An 18,024-nucleotide genomic window follows, 5' to 3' on the forward strand; every position below is an offset into this window, starting at 1 on the left:
TTCCGTTATCTAAACGGGATAGCAGCGGAAATCCTTTTTGTCTTAAAGAAAAAACCTCATAGGTTTGATAGGAAGTAAGCTAGGGAAACCTATGAGGTTTGCGCCAGGCCACAAAAAGATTGCAGCGTATAGCCCGACGAACATTAATTTTAGCATTAAAACTGCTTTGCAAATAAAAAAGCCGGACATCGTAAATGACGCCCGGCCTCGGTACTCCTCAAAACTTAATTGCTTGATTTCTTCGTGTCGTCGTTGTTGATACTGCGCTCGCTTTTTTTGATAGATCCTTCGAACTTTCCAAATTTCCAGTTTAAACCAATGTTTACACGCCTGAAAATGTTTTCACGGATACGTTCTTGGGTAAAGGTATCTCCTTCGGTATAATTTCTATATGCCCTATATTGTTGAAAAGGATTGGCCACCATGGCAGAAAAGGTCAATTTATCTTTAATAATGTCTTTGCTACCGCTGAAACCGATGTAGTAGTAATCATTTGATTTGCCTTGCAACATCACGTTTGGCGCACCATAATTCACAGATACGCTAGCTTTCCAAGTATGTTCAAATTTGTAACTGGTGTTAAAGTTCACATATCCCGTGATGCCATCATTTTTGATGAGCTTTTCATTAACAATACCTTCTAACTGTAAATAGTTCAAGTTTCCGCTTAAGTTTAAATTCCATTTGGCAGTGATAGGATAGTTAAAGTTAATGTTGGTGCCTAACAAGCTTTCTTTACCGATGTTTTGTGAGGTTACCCTGGTGATATTTGCCGCTGGTACAAACTCAAATACTCTTTGCTGTGTGTTGTTGGCAAAATTATAGGTTAAGCTTACATTGAGTGAACCTTTTTTGAAATTGCTATAAGTCACCTCAAAATTATTACTCAGCACTGCCTTTAAATCTGGATTACCAAAATATTCGAAACCTGGTCTTGATTTGTCTACGAAAGGAGTAAGGTCCCAAATACCGGGGCGTTGGATACGTTGGGTATAACCAACGCTAAAGCTCTGGCTATTTTTTAAACTTTTGTTAAAGGAAACAGATGGAATAAGGTTAAAATAATCTGTTTTTACTTTTGAACCTTTGCTCTCGAAATTACCCGTTACATAAGTCCCTTCTAAACGAGCACCGGCTTTAAATGTCCAGTCTTTCACCTTCAAAGTGTAGGTATTGTAAACACCGTAAATGTCTTGATCGTTGTCGTATTTATTCGTTTGTTCTGGATCAATTACATACCCATTTTGGGCAGCATTAAAATTAAAAAACTGGAAATTACTTTTGCCACTTCTCAAAATTGCTTTCACCCCTGCTTCTACTGTCACTACTTTAAATGGGTTAATATAATCTAACTGTGCGGTTTGCTCCGTTGACTTGCTGGTATTGTCCTGCTTATAGTCAGTTCCCTTAAAATCACCGCCATTTGAGAAACGCACATCGTTAAGTTGAGGCTCAGAACTATCGAAAAGCTTGTACGAAAAGGTTAATAGGTGTTCTTTTTTATCTTTAAAACCACGTTGATAGTTGAAAGTATAATCGGTACCGCCCCACTCATATCTGGTTCTACTATCCATATTATAGGCCCTTGCTTTAATATCCTTACCGTCAAAATCCTTCACATCAAATATTTGGTTTAAATCTTGTTGGTTGTAACCTCCGTAAGGATTAATCTCTGCAGTAATTAAGTTTAATGAGTCGATTTCATAGCTCAGCTCACCACCGCCCCAGGCCCAAAAATTATCTATCTTTTGAAGACCCTCGGAATAAAGACTGGTACCTGCGGCGGCGCCTATGCCCGTTCTACGGTCAATGTTTCTAATACCATTTACCTGCCATACCCCTGTACCTCCGTAGGCATTTAAACCAAAGTTTCCTTGCTTAGGGTAAAGTTTGCATTGCCACTAGGGCCACCTGGAAATTGGTTACGCACATTTAAATTTCCATTATAGCCATTATCTGTTTTTTTGGAGGTAATGATGTTAATTAAACCAGCCAAACCTTCACTCTCATATTTAGAAGGCGGCGTAGTGATCACCTCAATTTTTTGCACACCATTTGCTGGCATACTTCTTAAATATTCCTTTGGATCTCTGGTTAGTATCCCCGATGGTTTGCCGTTGATCAGGATACGGTAGTTACCTGTTCCTTTCAGTTTTACGTTATCATCGGCATCTACAGATAAAAGGGGCACCTTACGCATCATATCCAACACGGTAAGCACCTTGCTTTCGGGATCGGCCTGGGTATCGTACACAATACGATCAGGTTCTTGCTTAATAATGGGTTTGCTTCCTACAATAGAAACCTCACTGAGGTCGTTTCCTTGAGGTTTCATGAGAATTTTACCCAAATCAGTTTCATTAGCAACTTTTACGGCAATCTGCTTAGATTTATATCCCAATGAACCTACAATTAACGTATATGGGCCAGGATTTACCGCCGCAAAAGAAAATTTCCCCTGCTCGTCGGAAATGACACTTTTAACAACTATCGAATCTTTTTTGAGGGCGATGGTAAAATATTCTCCAGGTTTTTGGGTAAGGCTATCAATAACCACACCTTTTACCTGTACGGCTTTTTCTTGTGCTTTCAGGTTAGTGGCGGTAAAAAAGATGCAAAGCATCAAACTACATAAAAATAAAAGGGATCTGCTCATTGGTGTGTTTTTGTTTGGTACGCAAAAAAGTTTTGCATTATTTACCCATCAGACGTAAAACATTTTGTAACGTTGCACCATTTTGAAAAGAAAACCGAAACCCATTCACATTCAGTCCAATAAATTATCTGCCAGCATTAATTTTTTTAAGCCTGTTGTTTTCTTAATTTAGCGGGAGATATGCTACAAAGACTTTCTATACGCAACTATGCTTTAATTGATACCCTAGAAATTGATTTCGACAGCGGATTGAATATTATTACCGGCGAAACAGGAGCGGGAAAATCCATTATCTTGGGAGCTTTATCACTCATTTTGGGCCAAAGGGCAGAAAGCAGATACTTTTTTAACCAAGATAAAAAGTGTGTCATTGAAGGCGTTTTTTTTCTGGCCGATGAACAACTGAAGCCGTTATTTGAAAATAACGATGTGGATTTTCAGCAAGACGCTATTTTACGGAGGGAAATTGCCATTGATGGCAAATCAAGATCTTTTATAAACGACACTCCAGTAAACCTAGCCACCTTAAAACTTATAGGCGAAAACCTGATTGCAATCCACTCCCAGCATGCTACGCAAGAAATTAGCAGTCCCGATTTCCAGTTGTTGATTTTGGATGCATTGGCCAACCATCAGCCCCTGCTTAAAAGTTATAGCGAAGGTTTTAAACAACTCAAGCAAACCGAAAAACAACTTACCCTGCTGGCTCAGCAAACAGAGGAAGCTAAAAAGAAGCAGGATTATGAACAGTTTTTATTTAACGAACTGGAAGAGGCCGCTTTAAAGGAAGGTGAACAGGAACATTTGGAGCAGGAACTGGAAAAACTTATGCATGCAGAGAGTATTAAACGCTCTTTAATTGCCAGTGCTGGCTTGATCAGCGAAAGCGAAACTGCGGCAATTAACTTAGTGAAAGAAGCCAGCTTACAACTAAATAATATCGAAAAATTTGATCCAGCGATTGCGGAAATCAACGAGAGACTAAAATCTGCCTTGATTGAGTTACGAGATATTGCCAGCGAAATTATTGGTATTGAAGAAGATACCGAGCATAATGCCTCGAGAATGGAGGACATTCAGGAGCGACTAGATTTATTTTACACCTTACAGCAAAAACATAGGGTTGCGAGCAATGCAGAATTGCTGGCAATACAGGGACAACTTTCGGCAAACCTAAACGATATCCTGAATAGTGACGAACAATTGGAAAAACTGCAAAAGGATATTGATGCACTGAATAAAAACCTGTTAGCACAAGCCAAAGAATTGGACCGTAACCGAAGGAAGGCTATTACTGTTGCGGAAAAAGAAATTGGCACAGCCCTTAAACAGATGAATATGCCAAATGCTTCAATCAGTTTTAGCCTTAGCGAACAACCGCAGCTAAACAGCAATGGGATTAATGAAGTGCAATTGCTGTTTAATGCCAATGCTGGACAACAATTGTCGCCTGTGGGTAAAGTGGCCTCTGGGGGCGAGCTTTCTAGGTTGATGCTTTCGGTAAAGGCTTTGTTGGCAAAACATACGGCCCTCCCTACCCTCATTTTTGATGAAATTGATACAGGGATTTCTGGTGAGACGGCTTTACGTGTTGGCGAGGTGATTGATGCCTTGGCACGGCACATGCAGATATTGGCCATTACACACCTCCCTCAAATTGCATCAAAAGGTCATTCGCACTACTTTGTGTATAAGCATGAGAAGGCTGATAAAACGACCACAGGCATCAAAAAACTTGGCATCGATGAACGTGTGAATGCTATTGCTGAGATGTTGAGCGGCAAAAACCCTGGCGCTTCGGCATTGCAAAACGCCAAGGAGTTGCTTGGTTAAACTACGTTTTTCTCATCAGCCTCAAATAAACTACGAATTTTTCGTAAAAAATCGATTATAAAACTAATTTTTTAGTTAACTTAGTCGTATGAGCTTAAAATCTTTGTTTATTCTTTTGTTGATGCTTTTCAACCTGGCAGCTTTTGCCCAAGGTAACTTCAGCATCACTGGTACGGTACGAGACGAAAAAGAAACTATTCCAGGAGCCGCGATCTATCTAAGCGGCACAAAAATATCCACTATCACCAATGTTGAAGGAAAATTTACGATTTCCAAATTGCCTGCCGGGAATTATGATGTACTGGTACAAGTAGTGGGCTACCTCCCCTATTCAAAAAGTGTGATCATCTCTGATAAATCGGTGAACATGGAGATATTGTTGACTTCTAACCCTGTAATGCTAAATGAAGTAGTGATTAAACCTGATCCCAACCGTTTAGCTTACCTCAGTTTATTTAAGGAGTTTTTTATTGGCAAATCGCCAAACGCACAAGACTGTAAGATTTTAAATAGCGAAGTATTGATTATTGATTATGACAAGCAACGAAGAGTGCTTTCCGTAAGTAGCAACGATTTTCTAATCATCGAGAATAAAGCTTTGGGCTACCGAATTAAATATATGCTTCAAACATTTGAATATGATTACAGAACTCGCATCGTTTATTTTGCTGGGTTTCCGTTTTTTGAAGAAATGAAAGGTTCTAAATCCAAGGTCAATAAATGGAACAAGAAACGTAATACTGCATACTACGGCTCCAATCAGCATTTTTTTAAATCGCTTTATGAGGGAACTACCTTAAATGAAGGTTTTGCCATATATAAGATGGCAACGATAGCAAATAAACACCGTCAACCTGACAGTGTGATCAATGCTAATATCAAAAGACTCACCGCCGGGTCCAAAGCCATTAATATGCTTACTTTCAATCAAGACGATTCGCTGAATTTCTGGTTGAAGGAACGGAGCAAACCCAAAAGCATGTCGGTGCTGAATAAAGCGCCGGTAGGCATTGACACCTTGGTAAAAACTTACAACCAAGATGTTAAATACATCAGCTTTACCGACGAGCTTTTTGTGATGTACACCAAAGAGCGAGAAACAGAAGAATATCGTAGTTCTGGTTTTTTTGCCGTTAGGGCCCCTGAAATGGGCAATTACCAAGTATCACTGATCAACCTCATCGATTCGCACATTTTATTTTATAAAAATGGCAGTATCGGCAATCCTAGGGCTTGTTTACTGAAAGGCTTTTGGGCTTATGAAAAAATGGCTGATGCGGTACCTATTGAATTTAAGCCCATCGAAATAAAATAATTAAAATTTTAGCATAAGCAGGTAAAATTACTAATATTTTTAGTAATTTTATGTAGTGAAAAAGCAGCAGGAAAATACTAACGAATACCTTAACGGCAGAGGGGCGCAACTTAATACAGACAATAAGTATCTCAAAAACAGCATCAGCAAAGAGCATGTTGAAGGAATTGACGATTGGGAGATTACGAATGAAAAGACCTCATTCATCCTTGGAAATTCAAAAAGCATCGTAAATAAGGTAGAAAGTCCAGATGTGAATATGATGTATTCGCTAAACCCCTACCAAGGTTGTGAGCATGGCTGTATTTATTGCTACGCTAGAAACTCGCATGAATATTGGGGCTTTAGTGCGGGATTGGATTTCGAGCGAAAAATTATTGTCAAGCAAGATGCTCCAGAGCTATTCAAAAAGTTTTTGGAAAAGAAAAACTGGCAGGCTTTCCCCATTACGATTTCTGGTAATACTGATTGTTATCAACCCTGTGAAAGAAAATATAAGTTGACCCGGCAATTGCTACAAATAGCGTTGGAATATAAACAGCCTATTTTCATGATCACCAAAAATGCGCTCATTCTACGTGATTTGGATATCTTACAGGAATTGGCCAAACATCAATTGGTAAGCGTATTTGTTTCCATTACCAGCTTAGATGAAAACCTACGCCAAAAATTGGAACCTAGAACCACCACCGCCAAACAACGCCTAAAAGTAATTGAGCAGTTAAGCTTGGCCAATTTACCCATGGGCGTAATGGCTGCCCCTATGATTCCCGGTTTAAACAACCATGAGATCCCGGCCATTTTAAAAGCCAGTGCCAATGCAGGCGCCATATCTGCGGGCTACACCGTAGTAAGGCTAAATGGCTCTATCAGCAAGATATTTGAGGATTGGCTTGCCAAAAATTTCCCCGATAGGTTTGAAAAAGTTTGGCATCAAATCCAAGATTGCCACGACGGAAATGTAAACGATAGCCGCTTTGGCACCAGGATGCGTGGAGAAGGGAATTTTGCAGAGCTTATGAGCAATACCTTTAAACTTCATTGCAAAATCAACAAACTGAACCTGCAAAGAATTGAACTTGATAGCTCACAGTTTAAAGTACCAAAAGCACAGATGAGCTTGTTTTAGGGATATAAGTTTAATTTTTCAAACATGTGACGCCTGAAATAGTCAACTTTTTTCAGGATGGGCACAATACAAAAAAAGCCCCGTTATACTTACGGGGCTTTTCTTATCCTACTCTACACTTCCTTCTTCTTTCTTTTTCTTTTTGCTAGGGCCTTTAGGTGCTACTACAATTTCCTCTTTTTCTTTATTATAGTTTACCTCCAAGGTGTCTCCTTCATGAACATCCCCTTTTAGGATTTCCTCCGCAATTGGATCTTCCAGGTATTTTTGGATGGCACGTTTCAACGGACGGGCTCCAAAATTACTGTCAAAACCTTTGTCCGCAATAAAATCTTTCGCTTCATCTGTAAGCTTTATTTTATAGCCCAAAGTTTCTACCCTTCCAAATAAGGCTCTCAATTCAATATCAATAATTTTAAAGATTTCTTCCTTACCAAGCGAGTTAAACACTACTACATCATCAATCCTATTCAAAAACTCAGGAGCAAAAGCACGTTTAAGCGCATTTTCAATTACTCCACGACTGTGTGCATCACTTTGGTTGATTTTTGCCGAAGTAGAAAAGCCCACACCAGCTCCAAAATCTTTCAATTGACGTGCGCCAATGTTCGAGGTCATGATGATGATCGTATTTCTGAAATCAACCTTTCTCCCCAAACTATCAGTCAATTGACCTTCATCCAATACTTGTAGCAAGATATTAAATACATCTGGGTGTGCTTTCTCAATTTCATCCAACAATACTACCGAGTAAGGTTTACGGCGAACTTTTTCGGTCAGTTGGCCACCTTCTTCGTAACCCACATATCCTGGAGGCGCTCCCACCAAACGAGATACTGCAAATTTCTCCATGTATTCGCTCATGTCTATTTGAATTAGTGAATCTTCAGCATCAAACATGAAACGAGCCAATTCTTTAGCTAATTCGGTTTTACCTACACCTGTTGGACCTAAGAAAATGAACGAGCCAATTGGTTTTTTAGGATCTTTCAGCCCTGCTCTGGTACGTTGTATCGCTTTGGTTAACTTCTTAATGGCATCGTCCTGGCCAATAATTTTATCCGCAATGGTGTCGTACATGTTCAATAGCTTATTGCTATCGGTCTGTCCAACACGTTGCAATGGAATACCGGTCATCATCGAAACCACCTCAGCCACGTTATCTTCAGAAACTTCATAACGTTTTGTTTTAGTTTCTGCTTCCCATTCAGCTTTAGCTTTGTCCAATTCTTCCAGTAAGTTCTTTTCTGTATCACGTAGCTTAGCAGCCTCTTCGTATTTTTGGCTTTTCACTACTCGATTTTTCTCTAACTTAATATCCTCTATTTTGCTTTCAATGGCAATAATATTATCAGGAACATGAATATTGGTCAGGTGAACACGAGAACCAGCCTCATCCAAAGCATCAATAGCCTTGTCTGGTAAAAACCTGTCGGTAATATATCTGGAGGTTAAAGCAACACAGGCGTTAATGGCTTCATCAGTATAGGTTACTCCGTGATGTTCCTCATATTTCTCTTTGATGCGGTTTAAGATTTCTATCGTTTCGTCAGGAGAAGCCGGTTCGATCATTACTTTTTGAAAACGACGATCTAAAGCGCCATCTTTCTCAATGTACTGACGATATTCATCTAAAGTAGTTGCGCCAATACATTGGATTTCGCCTCTGGCTAAAGCGGGCTTAAACATGTTCGAAGCATCCAAAGAGCCCGAAGCACCACCAGCACCTACAATCGTGTGGATCTCATCAATGAACAAAATCACATCCGTAGATTTCTCCAATTCGTTCATCACCGCTTTCATGCGTTCTTCGAACTGGCCACGGTATTTTGTACCTGCAACCAGCGATGCCAAATCCAAGGTCACTACACGCTTGCCAAACAACACCCTCGAAACCTTGCGCTGTACGATACGCAACGCCAAGCCTTCGGCAATGGCACTTTTACCAACGCCAGGCTCACCAATTAAAATGGGGTTGTTTTTCTTTCTGCGCGACAAAATCTGCGAAACACGTTCAATCTCTTTTTCGCGGCCCACAATGGGGTCTAGGCGTCCTTCTTCCGCAGCACGGGTCAAATCTCTTCCAAAATTATCTAAAACTGGAGTTTTCGACTTGATATCCGACACCTTTTTAGGAGCGGTGAAGCTTTCTTCTTCCTGATAATCATCATCTCCGCCAGCGGTGCCGCCACCTTGCGCTTCGTCTTTAAATCCGTTTTTATTAACCTCTACTTCCTGCTTGAATATTTCGTAGTTGATACCATATTGCAGCAAAATCTGCGAAGCAATATTATCATCGTCCCTTAAAATGGATAATAGCAAATGCTCTGTTCCAATTAAATCGCTTTTAAATATCTTAGCCTCCAGATAGGTAATCTTCAAAACCTTTTCAGCTTGCTTGGTTAAAGGAATGTTGCCCAAATTAACTGTAACGCTTGAGGTTCCTCTAACGGCTTCTTCAATAGATCGGCGAAGTTTCAAAGTATCCACCCCTAAAGATTTTAAGATCTTTATGGCCATACCATCTCCTTCGCGAATGAGGCCCAACAACAAGTGCTCTGCGCCTATATAATCGTGTCCTAACCTCAGGGCTTCCTCCCTGCTGAAAGAAATCACATCTTTTACTTGTGGTGAAAATTTAGCTTCCATAATCTGTATGTTATCGGGGACGACACTAAACTATAAATTTGTTTTATAAATACGGCGCCTCGATTTTTATATTTTATCAACAATTACGCCATATTGGTGAATTAAGCCATCATACCGCTTTATCTTATAACAACCTTTTACTATAAAAATGTTTCAATTGGCGCCTTTGTTACCTCTTTCAAATAAGATTTTTACAATAACATATACGAAAACGAGGTAATTGTCGGTTTTGTGTAAGCTTTTAAACAGCATTATTTACTGACAAAAGTTACAAAATCTAGTTGACAAGTAGAATTTTTGGCAGTTTTATTCGCAAAGCAATCCAAGATTTTCTATCAAGGCAAGCCCCGCTATCCTTCCAAGTCCTCGCTCATTACATTTCGCTGCGGGCTTTCCATACTATCGGGTTTAGATTACCAAAACCTGTATTTCTATTTTCGTTTTCTTACCACAACTCCTACTTTTCTTCGTGGTTAAATTTTTCTTCATTCAGAAATTAAATCAACGCAAACGTTAAAAAAGAATTCGCAAAGGAACGCTAAGGCTACGCCAATCCAAAACACCTCTGTAAACAATAATATTCTCTAAAAGCCTAATGTTTTAAAATTAGATAAAACCAATATCTCTTTGCGTTCTTAGCGGAACTCCCACTTTTTCTTTGCGCTTAAATTTTCTTCACTCACACCAAAAATTAAAAACTATTTTTTATTGACGATTGCTTTTTTAAAAAAACATCTTTTACCGCAAAGATTGAAAAAGAACTCGCAAAGGAACGCAAAGACTAATCTCCAAAAAACAACCCATATTAAAACTACTCTTTGCGTTCTTAGCGGAACTTATGTTTTTCTTTGCGGTTAAATTCTCAATACATAGCAATTAAATGATTGCATAATTTGCAAAACCTAATCTTCAAAAGCAGCATCAACATTAAGTATAAATCCTAGCAAAACCGAGGAACCCATTTCTTCACCTAATGCAAATACCTTAGAAGGTTCATATCGGCCCATCTCATTCAAAGTATACACTAAAATGGTTTGATTTTTTAAATAGTGTGCATAGCTATAGGTTAGCGATTCATCTAATTCGTTAAGCGAATAAACCTTTTTATCAGGTTCTGGATATGTTTTTACATTGGGCATACCCAAATATAAGAAATTAGCCAGCGTAGCTAAAATTTCATCCGCTGGATACGAACCGCATTTAAAATAGCCAAGAAAGCAACGCCAACATCAGCAAAAACGGCTTCCCACATGGTTGCCAAACCACCGGCACCTAAAATAAGCACCACGGCTTTTACCCCAAACGCCAAACCTATATTTTGGTATACAATCTTCTTTGTAGCACGACCAATTTGAATAGCTGTGGCTATTTTACTTGGCATGTCATTTTGGATCACCACATCAGCAGTTTCTATGGCTACGTCGCTTCCCAAAGCGCCCATAGCTATGCCCACGTCGCTTAGCGCCAACACTGGTGCATCATTAATCCCATCGCCAACAAAGGCCACTATCCTGTTGGTATCTTTTTTAATAGATTCTAATTTTTCCACTTTACCTTCTGGCAATAAATCACCGTGCGCTTGGTCTACTCCCAAATCGTCTGCCACTTTTTCGGTAATTGCAGCTTTATCCCCGCTTAGCATGACAATTTTGTTTACCCCCGCAGCATGCAAAGCTGTTATTGCCTGTTTAGCGTCGGGTTTAATTTCATCCGCTATGCTCACAAACCCTGCATATCTTCCATTTACGGCAAGTAAAACGGTGGTTTCAACTTTTTGATCTAAAGCCTCAGGATAAGCTATTTCAAACTGCTTTAGCAATTTACCATTACCCGCCATAACCGTAGCGCCATTTACCGTAGCTTTTAGTCCATGACCCGCAATTTCCTTTACCTCTTCCACAGGTAATAACTCCTTGAGATTGGCATGAGCCACTACCGCTTTTGCAATAGGGTGCGTTGATTGACTTTCAAGACTGGCCAGATAAGCCAGAAAATCCTGCTCTGGTATTTCAGCCTGTATTTCATTCACCTTAAAAACACCTTGGGTTAAAGTTCCGGTTTTGTCCAATACCACGGTATTTACCTTGGTAATCAAATCCAAATAGTTTGAGCCCTTGAACAAGATACCATTAGCCGACGCCGCCCCGATACCACCAAAATAGCCCAATGGAATAGAAATTACCAACGCACAAGGGCAAGAGATCACCAAAAACACCAGTGCCCTGTACAGCCAATCATTAAATTGGTAATTGGATACAAAAAAATAAGGCACTATTACCAATGCTACCGCCAAGAAAAACACAATTGGGGTATACACTTTGGCAAATCGGCGAATGAGTAATTCTGTTTTGGCTTTTCTGGCACTTGCATGCTGTACCAAGTCCAAAATTCGGGAGAGCGCACTATCTTCAAAACGTTTGGTCACCGTCAAACTCACCACCCCATCTAAATTGAGCATCCCTGCTAACACCGTTTCGCCCTTTCTTATGGTTTTGGGCGTACTCTCTCCTGTTAATGCTGCAGTATTAAAACTGGCGCTATCACTTATCAACTTGCCGTCCAAAGCTGCTTTTTCTCCGGCTTTCAGTTGCAAAGTTTCTCCTATTTCAACCTCCTGAGGTTTTACGGTCCTATATTCTGCATTTCGGTACACCACAGCCGTATCCGGCCGCACGTCCAGCAACGATTTAATATTGTTTTTGGCCTTATTAACCGCCGCTGCCTGGAAAAGTTCTCCTATGCTATAAAACAACATTACCGCTACCGCCTCTGGGTACTCGCCCAAGGCCAAGGCTCCTATAGTTGCCAATGCCATTAAAAGAAATTCTGTAAAAATTTCGCCCTTACTAATGGTGGCAAATGCCTCTTTAATTACTGGCCAGGCCACCAGGAAATAAGCTAGCAGATACCACGACAACTTTAAATAGCCCGAAAAAAAGGGAAGGGAAAATTGGTCAAATGCTATAGCAGCCAACAATAGCACTAAGCTGATTATAACGGGCAAATAGGTCTTAAAAGAAGAAGGATCGCCGTGGTTATGATCGTGGTCGTGGTCTGCCGAATGCTTTTCGTGGTGCTGATGTCCGCAGCAACCATCCTCGCTATGATTTTGATGTGGTGCCATGCTTATTATTTAGAATGTTTCAAAACTACACTTTTTGCCGACTAATCAATCTTATTTATGTCACATTATTTTTCGAACAAATACAATAAAAAATGTTAAAGTATGTTAAATGTAATAGATAAGTATTCCAATATGAAATCTTTCAGATTATTCTACATCGCGAATGAGTTGCTACGCAGAATAGGGCTAACAAAGCTTTATTACTGGTTCAATAAGTAATATTTCTATTAACAATATCCAATACAGTTCCATTTTCGTTAATTTTCATCCGTTAAATTGAAAAATAATGAAGGCCGTGCCATTTTACAGCGTTTTTGCTGAAACCGGCAGCGGCATTTATGACTAACTTATCACAAAAAGCAATGAATATTAACCAGTTTAAAACTTTTTTTGCGGCCCTTGGTGTTGTTACCGTAGGCGTTGCAAATGCCCAAACCCCTATCAAAAAGTTTATCGACCCAGCAAACATGGATTTAAATGTGAAACCTGGCGACGACTTTTATCAGTATGCCAGTGGCACCTGGGTAAAAAATAATCCTGTTCCAGCTAAAGAAACACGTTGGGGATCATTTAACGAGCTGCGTGATTTTAACGTAAATGCTGTTAGAAGCTTGGTAGAAGCCGCGGCGGCGGACAAATCAGCACCTGCCGGATCAGTTACGAAACGCGTAGGTGATTTTTATGCGGCGGCCATGGACAGCGTAACCATCGAAAAACTAGGCTACACGCCAATTAAAGCCGATTTAGAAAAAGTAAAGCAAATCAACACCCTTCAAGAGGTATTGAACTTCACCACTTATATGCGTACTAACGGACTTGGTGGTGCGCTTTACGGTTTTGGTGTTGGCCAAGACAGAAAAAACGTAAACAAATACATGGTTAACATTTCGCAGGGAGGAACTACCCTTGGCGACAGAGACTATTATTTGAAAGACGACAGCCGTAGCGTGAAAATCAGGGAGGCATACGATACTTACATGACTGCCCTTTTTAAATTGATTGGCTACACCGATGCGGTTGCACAACAAAAAGCAAAAACGGTTTTCACCATTGAGAAAGCATTGGCAGAGGCACAAATGAGCCGCTTGGAAATGCGTGACCCTTATAAAACCTACAACAAGCTAACGGTTGCAGATTTCAGCAAAGTTATCCCCAATATTAACTGGACCAATACCTTAACCCAATTAAAGGTAACCGGCCAAGATACTGTTTTGGTAAACTCGCCAGCGTTTTTCAAATCATTAAACAATTTGTTAACCGCTACTCCGGTGGCTGATTGGAAAACCTATTTGGAGTGGAACATTTTAAAAGGTTCTGCAGGCAGTTTAAGTTCTCCTTTTGTGAAAGCAAACTTTGCCTTTACACAAGCGCAAACCGGACAAAAGGTTCAAACGCCTCGTTGGCAGCGCATGTCATCGTTAACTGATGGCGTTTTGGGTGATTTATTAGGTCAGTTATATGTCGCTAAATATTTCAAACCAGCCGCAAAGGCTCGTATGGACGAAATGATTGCTAATCTTCGTAAAGCCTTCGAGATCCGTATTAAAGGGTTGGAATGGATGAGCGATGAAACCAAGCAAAAAGCTTTGGCTAAACTTCACGCTTTCAGACCGAAAGTGGGTTACACCACCAAATGGAGAAACTACGATGGCTTGGTGATTAGCAGAACTACCTACTTCCAAAACTTACGCAACGCCAGCAAATGGGCTTACAGCGAAAACATTGGCCAATTAGGTAAACCTGTAGATAGAGAGCGTTTTGGCATGACTCCGCCAACGGTAAATGCGTACTACAGCCCAACCTTGAATGAAATTGTGTTCCCTGCAGGCATTTTGCAGTTCCCTTTCTTCCACCCAGATGCTGATGATGCGATTAATTATGGTGGTATTGGTGCCGTTATTGGTCACGAAATGAGCCACGGTTTTGACGATACTGGTAGCCAGTACGACAAAGACGGCAACTTGAAAAACTGGTGGACTGACGAAGACAGAGCTAAATTTAATGCCAGAACAAAATTGTTAGGTGAGCAATTTGACAAATACACCGTTTTAGATACCTTACATGTAAACGGCAAATTCACCATGGGCGAAAACATTGGCGACTTGGGTGGTTTAAATGCAGCTTATACTGCTTTTAAAATGACCAAGCAAGGCCAAAGCAACGAAAAAATTGATGGTTTTACGCCTGACCAACGTTTCTTTTTGGCCTGGGCACAGGTTTGGAGAGGCAATGTGTTGCCAGAAACAGCAGCGCAGCTAATTAAAACCGACACGCACTCTCCGGGCCCTTACAGAACCATTGGAGCACCGGTAAACATGGATGCCTGGTACAAAGCGTTTGATGTACAGCCTGGCGATAAACTTTACAAAAAGCCAGAGGACAGAATTAAACTTTGGTAAAAAACACTTCGTCATTGCGAGGCACGAAGCAATCTTACAACATAGTGAATTATTCGCTTTAGGATTGCTTCGCACCTCGCAATGACGTTATTACACGTATTTAGCCTGTGTTTTCTTAGGCAGTTTGCTCAACACCAACTCTCTCGACCGCTCAATTTTCTGCTTCAATTCCTGTACCCCAAAAACATCTAACTTATCTACAAAAACCCATTGCCTTTTAGCAAAATGTGGTGCCTGTTTCACGCCGTCCCTGGCCGCCAATTCTTCAAATTCCTCGGGCGTGCATTTCATGCAAAACCCGTGGGTATCCAAATCTACCAGCACAAATATTTTCTCTTCAATCATAAAACAAAGGTGGTCCCATTTCATGCCTTCGGTGGTTCCTGGCAAACTCAGGCAGTACGCTCTAAAACTTTCGATATCCATGGGCTAAAGATAAAGGAACAAGGATAAAAGAACAAAGACTTTAGCGCACTATAGTTTTCGAAAAGCAAAAACAACCTTACGATCATCGGTACTCCCGCTTTCCGCTACAATCTTTTTGTCCACGTTAATGCTAAACCTTACCGTCCAAACAAAAAGTATTTCCGCTGCAATCGGGTTTACGAAGCAAGTGCATTGCACAGGTTGAAGTAATTTAAACCCGATTGAAGCGGCATCCTTGGAACGCAGTGGAAAGATACAGCGCAAAGCGGGACTGCATAAGCCAAAAGCAGGGAAACACCTTTCCAAAAATCCAACCATAAACCGTGTAGCAATACGGCAATTTAAGCTTAATTTTGCTGCATGAATATCCTTACCCAAACCGCCGACGGCTCAAATACGCTATTTAACGAGGAAATTGGCGAACATTACCACTCGGCACATGGCGCACTGCAAGAAAGCAAGCATGTATTTATTGAAGCTGGCCTAAAGCATGGCCTTCAAAAATCAGGCAGCGGCGAAATCAGTGTTTTAGAAGTGGGTTTCGGTACTGGATTGAATTTTCTGTTGAGCTATGCGCATTGCGAAAGTTTGAATAAAAAGCTTAGATATCATGGTATTGAAGCGTTTCCACTAGCTCAAGAAGTAATTGCCTCAACCGCCTACCAACAATATGTGCCCCAAAACATTTGGGATTCGTTTATCGCAAAATATGACGATTCGGTTGACAATGAGATGGCAGTTTCTGAAAACTGTAGTTTAGCTATTAGCCATAACAGTTTGCAGAACTTCTGTACCGATATGCAGTTTGACGTACTTTATTATGATGCTTTTTCCGTAAGGCACCAGCCCGAATTGTGGACCAACGAAGTGATTGCCCATGCCTGCAGTTTCCTGAAAACCGGGGGTATTTTTGTAACCTACGCCATTACCGGCAACCTTAAAAGAGCGGTTAAAAGTTGCGGTTTTGACCTTGAAAAGCTCCCTGGCGCACCTGGAAAAAGAGAAATGCTGAGGGCATGTAAAACCATTTAGGCAAATAACTGTATAAGTTGTAGATTTTTTTGTAATTTATTCCTGTTAAATCAACCGCATGCAAATACAACTACCATTTATCGTTAGGCTAACGCTCGCCCTGCTTTCCATTTTGATGTTGGGCTACCTGGCCATTTTAGGGAAAAGCTTACTCTCGCCGCTTTTATTTGCACTGTTATTGGCCTTCCTGATGTTGCCGCTGGCCAATTTTTTGGAAACCAAAGTACGTTTGAAAAGAAGCCTGGCCACTTTGCTCACGGTAATTATTATGTTGGGCGTGCTTTATGGTATCGGCCATTTTTTTGCCATGCAATTGAGCGAACTGTGGAGCGACTGGCCGCTGCTGGAAAAGCAGGTTACCAATTCTTTCCACGAACTACAGCATTGGATTTCTAAAACATTCCACGTTAATATTAGCAAACAGGAAACCTATTTAGCCGACAGTGCCGAAAAAGCGCTTGCCACCAGTGCGGCAGTAGTTGGCACCACCTTGATCACTTTATCGTCGAGCCTGCTGTTTGTGGCTTTCACTTTATTGTTCACCTTCTTTTTGCTTAACTACAGGCGTTTACTGTACAAGTTTTTAACTTCCGTTTTTATTGAAGATTACCGGATAAAGGTAACCGAAACCGTTAACGAGATCCAGTTTATCATTAAAAAATACATTACAGGCTTATTTATTCAGATGATTATTGTGAGCATACTTATGGTGCTCACCCTTTCCATTTTAGATATAAAATACGCAATATTGCTAGGTTTGGTTGCCGGCATTTTCAATATCATCCCCTATTTGGGTATTTCCATTGCCCTGATCATTAGCGTACTCATTACTTTTGCTACAGCAGGCGCTGCCAAGGCCTTTTTTGTTTTATTGGCCTATGTTGGCGTACACGCTATAGATGGCAACATTTTAATGCCGTTAATTGTGGGTTCAAAAGTAAAAATCAATGCTTTAATTGCCTTTATAGGAATTGTAATTGGCGAAATGCTTTGGGGAATTTCTGGCATGTTTCTGTGTATGCCTTATTTGGCCATGCTCAAGATTATTTTCCAAAAAGTTGACCATTTACAGCCTTGGGCCATTTTGTTGGGCGAAGAACAAAAAGTAGCCTCACGAAAAAAGAGAGCCGCTGTTTTTGCCAAAAAAAAGAAAGTTGAAACAGATGAATAAAGCCAACGATCAGTCTTCCAAATCAACACATATCCTAAGTACTTCGGCCAATTTACTCGGTTTCTGCTTTGTGGTACTCACCTCGTCCAAAATAAACAAGCTCAACGAAGCCAGTTTTATTGACGAAGGTGCCGCTTTGGCCATAATGTGTTTCATGAGCAGCTGCTTGCTTTCTTTCCTATCTATCAGGAGTAAAATGGAAATACGTTCCGTTAAATTGGAAAAACTGGCCGATGTTTTATTTCTTTGCGGCTTGATTACCCTTTCGTTAACTACCATTTTAATTACAT

13 protein-coding genes are annotated in these 18,024 nt (G+C 40.5%); 6 read left to right on the forward strand and 7 right to left on the reverse strand.

Translation table 11 applies throughout. From position 1 onward, the window contains the following. Positions 1-224: 224 nt before the first annotated feature. Both DUT71_RS12125 and DUT71_RS12130 read right to left on the reverse strand, forming a co-directional pair. Positions 225-1,619, reverse strand: a complete 1,395-nt coding sequence (locus tag DUT71_RS12125; protein ID WP_162796034.1) for an outer membrane beta-barrel family protein — start codon at positions 1,617-1,619, stop codon at positions 225-227. 239 nt (positions 1,620-1,858) lie between these two features. Continuing rightward, positions 1,859-2,656: a carboxypeptidase-like regulatory domain-containing protein gene (locus tag DUT71_RS12130; protein WP_113662802.1), complete on the reverse strand. Its 798-nt coding sequence runs from the start codon at positions 2,654-2,656 to the stop codon at positions 1,859-1,861. Between the two features lie 180 nt (positions 2,657-2,836). On the opposite strand from DUT71_RS12130, the gene recN reads away from it, so the two are divergent. The 3 genes from recN (at position 2,837) to DUT71_RS12145 (ending at position 6,933) form a co-directional block, all read left to right on the forward strand. Further along, the gene (recN, locus tag DUT71_RS12135; RefSeq protein ID WP_113662803.1) at positions 2,837-4,489 is read left to right on the forward strand and encodes a DNA repair protein RecN; all 1,653 of its coding nucleotides are present in this window, start codon (positions 2,837-2,839) and stop codon (positions 4,487-4,489) included. Positions 4,490-4,577: 88 nt separating this feature from the next. Continuing rightward, positions 4,578-5,804: a carboxypeptidase-like regulatory domain-containing protein gene (locus DUT71_RS12140; protein ID WP_113662804.1), complete on the forward strand. Its 1,227-nt coding sequence runs from the start codon at positions 4,578-4,580 to the stop codon at positions 5,802-5,804. 55 nt (positions 5,805-5,859) lie between these two features. Further along, positions 5,860-6,933, forward strand: a complete 1,074-nt coding sequence (locus DUT71_RS12145) for a PA0069 family radical SAM protein (protein WP_113662805.1) — start codon at positions 5,860-5,862, stop codon at positions 6,931-6,933. Positions 6,934-7,041: 108 nt separating this feature from the next. On the opposite strand, the gene DUT71_RS12150 is transcribed toward DUT71_RS12145, so the two are convergent. The 3 genes from DUT71_RS12150 to DUT71_RS12160 all read right to left on the reverse strand — a co-directional run bounded on the left by DUT71_RS12150 (position 7,042) and on the right by DUT71_RS12160 (position 12,706). After that, positions 7,042-9,582 carry an ATP-dependent Clp protease ATP-binding subunit gene (locus DUT71_RS12150; protein ID WP_113662806.1) on the reverse strand — a complete coding sequence of 847 codons (2,541 nt, stop codon included), beginning with the start codon at positions 9,580-9,582 and terminating at the stop codon, positions 7,042-7,044. A 902-nt stretch (positions 9,583-10,484) separates the two neighbouring features. Continuing rightward, complete coding sequence (locus DUT71_RS12155) at positions 10,485-10,721, reverse strand: hypothetical protein (protein ID WP_113662807.1); 237 nt, start codon at positions 10,719-10,721, stop codon at positions 10,485-10,487. 29 nt (positions 10,722-10,750) lie between these two features. Continuing rightward, positions 10,751-12,706, reverse strand: a complete 1,956-nt coding sequence (locus tag DUT71_RS12160; protein WP_113662808.1) for a heavy metal translocating P-type ATPase — start codon at positions 12,704-12,706, stop codon at positions 10,751-10,753. A gap of 362 nt (positions 12,707-13,068) precedes the next feature. Here DUT71_RS12160 and DUT71_RS12165 point away from each other — a divergent pair, with 362 nt between their 5' ends. Next, the gene (locus tag DUT71_RS12165) at positions 13,069-15,105 is read left to right on the forward strand and encodes a M13 family metallopeptidase (protein ID WP_113662905.1); all 2,037 of its coding nucleotides are present in this window, start codon (positions 13,069-13,071) and stop codon (positions 15,103-15,105) included. A gap of 90 nt (positions 15,106-15,195) precedes the next feature. On the opposite strand, the gene DUT71_RS12170 is transcribed toward DUT71_RS12165, so the two are convergent. Continuing rightward, entirely contained in the window at positions 15,196-15,531 is a 336-nt protein-coding gene (locus DUT71_RS12170) for an MmcQ/YjbR family DNA-binding protein (RefSeq protein ID WP_113662809.1), read from the reverse strand. A gap of 360 nt (positions 15,532-15,891) precedes the next feature. Here DUT71_RS12170 and mnmD point away from each other — a divergent pair, with 360 nt between their 5' ends. Together mnmD and DUT71_RS12185 are read left to right on the forward strand one after the other, a co-directional pair. Next, positions 15,892-16,563 (forward strand): tRNA (5-methylaminomethyl-2-thiouridine)(34)-methyltransferase MnmD, encoded by a 672-nt coding sequence (mnmD, locus tag DUT71_RS12180; RefSeq protein ID WP_113662811.1) that lies wholly within the window; start codon positions 15,892-15,894, stop codon positions 16,561-16,563. 58 nt (positions 16,564-16,621) lie between these two features. Further along, positions 16,622-17,734: an AI-2E family transporter gene (locus tag DUT71_RS12185; protein WP_113662812.1), complete on the forward strand. Its 1,113-nt coding sequence runs from the start codon at positions 16,622-16,624 to the stop codon at positions 17,732-17,734. Between the two features lie 9 nt (positions 17,735-17,743). On the opposite strand, the gene DUT71_RS20215 is transcribed toward DUT71_RS12185, so the two are convergent. Beyond that, positions 17,744-18,013 carry a hypothetical protein gene (locus DUT71_RS20215; protein ID WP_162796035.1) on the reverse strand — a complete coding sequence of 90 codons (270 nt, stop codon included), beginning with the start codon at positions 18,011-18,013 and terminating at the stop codon, positions 17,744-17,746. Positions 18,014-18,024 lie beyond the last annotated feature (11 nt).

This window comes from Pedobacter nanyangensis (assembly GCF_003313505.1).
In the GTDB taxonomy this organism is placed as follows: Bacteria; Bacteroidota; Bacteroidia; order Sphingobacteriales; family Sphingobacteriaceae; genus Pedobacter; species Pedobacter nanyangensis.